The organism is Mitsuaria sp. TWR114 (assembly GCF_007997345.1).
In genome coordinates, this window is sequence record NZ_VOSR01000306.1 from 1 (window position 1) to 5909 (window position 5909).

Here is a 5909-nt window from a genome sequence, read left to right on the forward strand (position 1 = left end):
GCGACGGCGGCTTCCCAGAAGAAGTAGCCGAGCCCGAACGCGAGCGCGCCGACACGATCAGCGGCAGCAGCGACAGGCCGATCACCCGCGGATGCAGGCAGTACGCGGCCGCCCGCCAGAACGCGTCCGCGATGCGGCTCATCGGCTTGATCATCCCTGGTTCCCTCCAGCCGGCGCCTGGCCGGCGATGTCCATCGTCGCGCCGCCGGGCGGCAGGGCGCCGCCTCCGGGCGCGGCCGCGATCTTGTCACGTCCGGCGAGCCGCTTCAGCCCCAGCCACTGCTGGGCCCAGAAGCCGCGGCCGTAGTCGCGGCCGCCCTCTTCCGGCAACTGGTCGCGCACGCCGGTCGGGTCCCAGCGGTCCTCGAAGTTGGCGGTGCGGAACAGCACGTCCCAGATCGGGAACATGACCGCGAAGTTGTGGCCGCCCAGCGTGCCGCGACCGAAGCCTTCATGGCCGATGCCGATCGAGTGATGCAGGCGGTGGAAACGCGGGCTCACCAGCAGGCGCTCGCCGATCGCGCCGAAGCTCAGCCGCAGGTTGGCATGCTGCAGGTTCTCCAGCAGCTGCGAGATCGCGACCAGCGCGACGAACTGGCCGGGCCCGACGCCGATCAGCACCGCGGTCAGCGCGACCGCGCTGTCGATCAGCAGGTCGTCCAGCAGGTGGTTGCGGCTGTCGCTCCACATCGTCATCTGGCGCTGGCTGTGATGCAGCGCATGCAGCGCCCACCACCAGTGCCATGAATGCTGCGCGCGATGCAGCCAGTACTGCAGCAGGTCGAAGGCCACCAGGTACAGCACGAAGCTGACCCAGGCCTGGTCGGTGACGCCAGGCCAGATCGCGTCGAGCTGGAAGGACGGCAGGCCGAGCATGCGCATCTCGCCGACCAGGCTGTCGACCACCGGATCCAGCGAGAAGAACATCGCCAGCCGGAACACGCCCAGCCGCTGGATCAGCGTGTAGACGATGTCGATGCGGATCGCGTCGCGATCGGTAACCGCCTCGGCGGGCCGCCAGCGCTGTAGCGAGCCGATCACCGCCAGCATCACGACGATCTGGATCAGGCCCACCAGCAGCCAGCCGGTCGCGTCGAACGCGTCCTCCAGCAGGTTGCCGTAGCCCAGGTGGAAGACGACCGGTTGAATGACGCTCTCGAACAGCGCCTGCTGCGCCTGTGCGAACAGATCGGTGAGCCAGTCCATCACGCTGTCGGTCCTTCCATGAATCGGTGGATCGCGTCCGTGCCGCCCGCGCGCCTCAGCGCTTCAGGGCGTCCTTCGGCCCCGCGGGCCCGGGGGTCGCCGGCACGACCGGCAGGCCCGCCGGAACGCCAACCGGCACGCCGCTCGCGGCCGCCTTCGCGACCGCTTCCTGCGGCCGGCGCATCCAGGCGACGTAATCCGGATGATCGCGCAAGGGCGCGAAGCACATGCCCCGGGATTTCAAGCCTTGCAGCAGCGGCTCCAGCACCGCCGGCGCCCACGGGTCCTGGCGCGACCAGATGCCCAGGTGCGCCATCAGGATGTCGCCCGGCTTGACGCGCCGCAGCGCCTGGTCGACCTGCGGATCGCGCCGCAGCGCCTCGACCAGCGCGAAGGCGTCGCGCAGTCCCAGGTTCAGGCCCTGCCCCGCCACCGGATGCAGCGTCTGCGCCGCGTTGCCGATGCGGATGCGGCGGCCCTCCACCAGCGTGCGTTCGGCATTCAGGCCGAGCGGGAAACACTTCAGCGGACTGATGCCCAGCAGGCGGCCGACGCGATCCGGCAACTGCTGCTGGATCACCGCCAGCCGCTGCGCGTCGCTCAGGCCCTCGACCTCGTCCTCGTCCTGCGGCTGGCACCAGACCAGCGCGGCGCGGCGCTGGCCGTCGCGGTCGGGCAGCGGCAGCAGCGCCAGCGGCCCGCGCCGCGTGAAACGCTCATAGGCCACGCCCACCGGGCTGTCCGGCGCCAGCGTCACCGTGCCCACCCAGGCGTTCTGCCGGTAGTCGCGCGTCAGCGACTTGCGGGCCTGCTCGGAGAACACGCCGCCCTCGGCCACCACCGCCAGGTCGAAGCGCTCGGCGATGCCGGCATCGATCTCGATCTCGTCCGGCCGGTCCTGCTTGAGGCCGTCCACCGCCTGGCCGAAGCGGCTGACCAGCCGCCGCGGCTCCAGCGCGCTGGCCTGCTGCCAGGCGGCCTGCAGCGGCGCGACCAGTTGGCCGTAGGCCAGCACCGCGCCGAGTTGCGGCACCGCCTGCTCGGCGGCGCTGATGCGGACCTCGGGCTCGCCCGAGGGACCGAACCAGGGGCTGGAGAGCGTCGGCGGCGCCTGGCTCACATGGACTTCGCGGATCGGCTGCGCCTGCGCCGCCGGCCACACGCGCAGGCGCTGCAGCAGCTGCATGCTGCCCAGCGACAGCGCCAGCGTGCGCGGATCGCCGGAGACATCGCGCTCCAGCGGCCGGGCGTCGAAGAGGCTCACCTGCGCCTGCGGCAGGTAACGCGCGGCCAGCAGCGCGAGCGCGAGCCCGGCCGGTCCGGCGCCGATCACGGCCAGACGCAGCGGCGGGGCCTGGCCGTCGAAGGCGGCGTCGAAGGCATCGGGCGCCGTCGAGGCGGAATGAGCGGCGGAGTCTGGAGCTTGGGACATGACGTCGACCCGGGAAAACTGGTGCCGGCCGCGTCAGGCGGCCGGCTGCGGACGACTATAGCGCCGGCCCTTTCGCCGTGGCTCGGCGGGATCGCAGCGGCTTGCGCCAGCGCGCATCGGCGCGCGAAGGCCCGCGACCGGGCGACGGCCGCCGGTCACACCGCGACCAGCCTGCGCTGTCCCGCGCCCGGCAAGGTGCGCAGCGACTGCGCCAGCGACGCGGTGTAGTCGCGGCTCAGGATGGTGCTGACGAAGATCCAGTCGCAGCGACACTCGGCCGCCGTGGCGGTGATCACCATGTAGCCGCGTCGCGAGGTGTCCGCGTAGACCAGCGGTCCGATCAGCTGCGTCAGCGCGCCGGCAAGCTGCTGCGGGTCCTCGTTGGGCAGGTACTCCTCGAAGCCCGGCGAGGTCACCGAGGAAGTCGCGAACTCGACTCCGACCTGGCGGTTGGCCCCGTCCAGCAGGTCGTTGGCCCAGGCGTTGTGGGTGTCGCCCGCCAGCACGACCAGGTTCTTGTCGAGCTGGCGCGCCGCGCCCAGCAGCGTCTCGCGGGCGACCGGGTAACCATCCCAGGCATCGAGGTTGTAGGGGAGGCTGGGCGCGTTCAGCACCGCCTGCTCCTGCGGCGTCAGGCTGGCCGGGTCGTTCTGCGCCTTGGCGACGATGGCCGCGTACTGCGACACGGTCACGCCGGTGCCGGGCGCATTGGCCTCGAAGAGGATCGGCGACGGGATGTCCATCCGGCCCATCAGCACCTGCTGCCCCAGCACCTGCCAGGTCGCCGTCGATGCCTGCAGGCGCGCCTGCAGCCACTGGTCCTGCGTCGCGCCCAGCAGCGTGCGGTCGGCGCGGGCCATGTCGGCCTGGAAGCGGCCGCTGTCCAGGCCCGAGACGCCGAGGTAGTCCGCGTAGTCCAGCTGTTCGCTGCGCGCGATCACCCGCGTATCCAGCATGTGCAGCGACATCAGCGAGCCGAAGTCGAAGCCGCGGTAGGTCGTCAGCGGATCGGCATCATCGCGCACCGGCAGCCACTCGTGCCAGGCCTGCACCGCGGCGGCCCGGCGCGCGGCGAAGTCGCCCTCGGTCGCCGGCTGGTGGTTCTGCGCGCCGCCCAGCCAGGCGTCGTTCGCGATCTCGTGGTCGTCCCACACGGCGATCATCGGCAGCAGCGCGTGCAGCCGCTGCAGGTCGGCGTCCGAGCGGTACTGCGCGTAGCGGCGCCGGTAGTCCGCCAGGACCACGATCTCCTGCTGCGGCTCGACCACCCGGCCCAGCGCCTGGGCGTTGCCGCTCGCGTACTGGCCAGGGCCGTATTCGTAGAGGTAGTCGCCCAGGTGCACGGCGAGGTCGTAGCCCTCGGCCTCGGCGCGCCTGGCGGCCTCGGCATAGACGTTGAAGTAGCCGGTCGGATAGTTGGCGCAAGAGAACACCGCCAGCTTCGCCTGCGCGACGTCGCCGGTGGGCAGCGTCTTCGCGCGGCCCACGGTCGACACCGCCTGGTAGGCCTTGAAGCGGTACCAGTAGCGCGTGCCCGGCTGCAGGCCGGTGGCATCGACCTTGACGCAGAAGTCGCCGGCCGCGCGCGCGGTCGCGCTGCCCCTGGCCACGAGGGTGCCGAAGGCGGCATCGCTGGCCACCTCCCAGGTGACCGGCACGTCGCGCGTGTCGGCGGCGTCCTGCGCCAGCACACGGGTCCAGAGGATGACCCGATCGCTCAAGGGATCGCCGCTGGCCACGCCGTGGCTGAACACGACCGCGACGCGCGGGCCGCCGTCGTCCCCGCCATCGCCGCCGCCATCTCCGCCGCCGCAGCCGGCCAACGGCAGCCCGGCCAGCGCGCCGGCGGCCAGCGCGCCGCGCACCAGCTGGCGGCGGGCGTGGTCGACGGTCTCCGCCGGCGAGGCGGCCTCGTCCTTCTTGATCCAGTTGAGCAGGGGTGTCTTGGTCATGGTCGGTGCCGCCTCTCGCACAAGCCGTCCCCGCCCTCCGGGGCATTCGGCATGCCGCGCGGCCAGCCCGCGGTGCGTCCGCTACCCTTGCGCCCCGACCCGAACCACGCACGAGGAAAAGCGCATGCAATACCGTCGACTCGGCCGCAGCGGCCTGCAGGTGTCCGAACTGTCCCTGGGCTCCTGGGTGACGTATCACAACCAGGTCGACACCGGCTCGGCCGTCGAGATGCTGGCCGCCGCGCGCGACGCCGGCATCAACTTCTTCGACAACGCCGAGGCCTACGCGCTGGGCAAGAGCGAGGAGATCATGGGTCAGGCCTTGCGCCAGCTGGGCTGGGGCCGCCACACCTACGTCGTCTCGACCAAGTTCTACTGGGGCATCGACAAGTCGGGCACGACCGTCAACTACAAGGACACGCTGAACCGCAAGTACCTGATGCAGGCCATCGATGGCTCGCTCAAGCGCTTCGGCCTGGACGAGATCGACCTGGTCTACTGCCACCGCCCCGACCCGCACACGCCCATCGAGGAGACGGTGCGCGCGATGAGCGACATGATCACGCAGGGCAAGGCGCTGTACTGGGGCACCAGCGAATGGAGCGCCGACGAGATCCGCGCCGCCTGGGACATCGCCGAGCGCCACCACCTGCACAAGCCGGTGATGGAGCAGCCTCAGTACCACCTGTTCCACCGCCAGCGCGTCGAGAAGGAATACGCCCGCCTGTACGAGGACATCGGCCTGGGCCTGACGACCTGGAGCCCGCTGGCATCGGGCCTGCTGACCGGCAAGTACCGCGACGGCATCCCGGCGGGCAGCCGCGGCGCGATGGAGAGCATGTCCTGGTTGCGCGAGCAGCTGCAGGAGCCACAGCGCAATGCCGCCGTCGGCGAGCTGGCCACGATCGCGCAGGAACTGGGCTGCACGCTGGCGCAGCTGGCCATCGCCTGGATCAACCGCAACCCGCGGGTCTCCACGGTGATCCTGGGCGCGAGCCGGCTCTCGCAACTGCAGGACAACCTCGGCGCGCTGGCCGTCACGCCGCGGCTCACGCCGGAGATCCTCGCGCGCATCGACGCCATCACGCTCCCGCTGGCGAAGTAGGCCCGGGCCGCCTCGCCAGGCGTGCCCGCCGCGTCGCGGCGCGTCGTCGTCGGGGTTTATCCGCACACCGCCCGCCAAGCCCCCCATTGACGGGGCTCGTCTGTCGCGCCGCTGCCGCAACCGCGGAGAAGGGCGCCGCTAGCATCCCCGGCGATGCTGCGACGACGTGCCCTGCCCCTGCTGCCGAGCCTGTGTGCCGCCGTCGCGCTGGCCC

4 protein-coding genes are annotated in these 5909 nt (G+C 71.6%); 1 reads left to right on the top strand and 3 read right to left on the bottom strand.

Features of this window, described 5'->3' with window-relative positions; all coding sequences use genetic code 11:
- Nucleotides 1-150: 150 nt before the first annotated feature.
- The 3 genes from FUT87_RS12630 to FUT87_RS12640 form a co-directional block, all read right to left on the bottom strand.
- A complete protein-coding gene (locus FUT87_RS12630; RefSeq protein WP_147241239.1) occupies nt 151-1206 on the bottom strand; it encodes a sterol desaturase family protein in 1056 nt (351 codons plus the stop codon).
- A gap of 55 nt (nt 1207-1261) precedes the next feature.
- Nucleotides 1262-2638, bottom strand: coding sequence for an FAD-dependent monooxygenase (locus FUT87_RS12635; protein ID WP_147241240.1), 1377 nt, complete (start codon nt 2636-2638; stop codon nt 1262-1264).
- Between the two features lie 155 nt (nt 2639-2793).
- Nucleotides 2794-4590, bottom strand: coding sequence for an alkaline phosphatase (locus FUT87_RS12640; RefSeq protein ID WP_147241241.1), 1797 nt, complete (start codon nt 4588-4590; stop codon nt 2794-2796).
- A gap of 124 nt (nt 4591-4714) precedes the next feature.
- Here FUT87_RS12640 and FUT87_RS12645 point away from each other — a divergent pair, with 124 nt between their 5' ends.
- Nucleotides 4715-5695, top strand: a complete 981-nt coding sequence (locus FUT87_RS12645) for an aldo/keto reductase (protein ID WP_147241242.1) — start codon at nt 4715-4717, stop codon at nt 5693-5695.
- Nucleotides 5696-5909 lie beyond the last annotated feature (214 nt).

What these genes read in the sequence shown, in the direction of transcription:
- FUT87_RS12630 (WP_147241239.1), bottom strand. Translation starts at nt 1,206, where the DNA reads ATGGACTGGCTCACCGATCTGTTCGCACAGGCGCAGCAGGCGCTGTTC.
- FUT87_RS12635 (WP_147241240.1), bottom strand. Translation starts at nt 2,638, where the DNA reads ATGTCCCAAGCTCCAGACTCCGCCGCTCATTCCGCCTCGACGGCGCCC.
- FUT87_RS12640 (WP_147241241.1), bottom strand. Translation starts at nt 4,590, where the DNA reads ATGACCAAGACACCCCTGCTCAACTGGATCAAGAAGGACGAGGCCGCC.
- FUT87_RS12645 (WP_147241242.1), top strand. Translation starts at nt 4,715, where the DNA reads ATGCAATACCGTCGACTCGGCCGCAGCGGCCTGCAGGTGTCCGAACTG.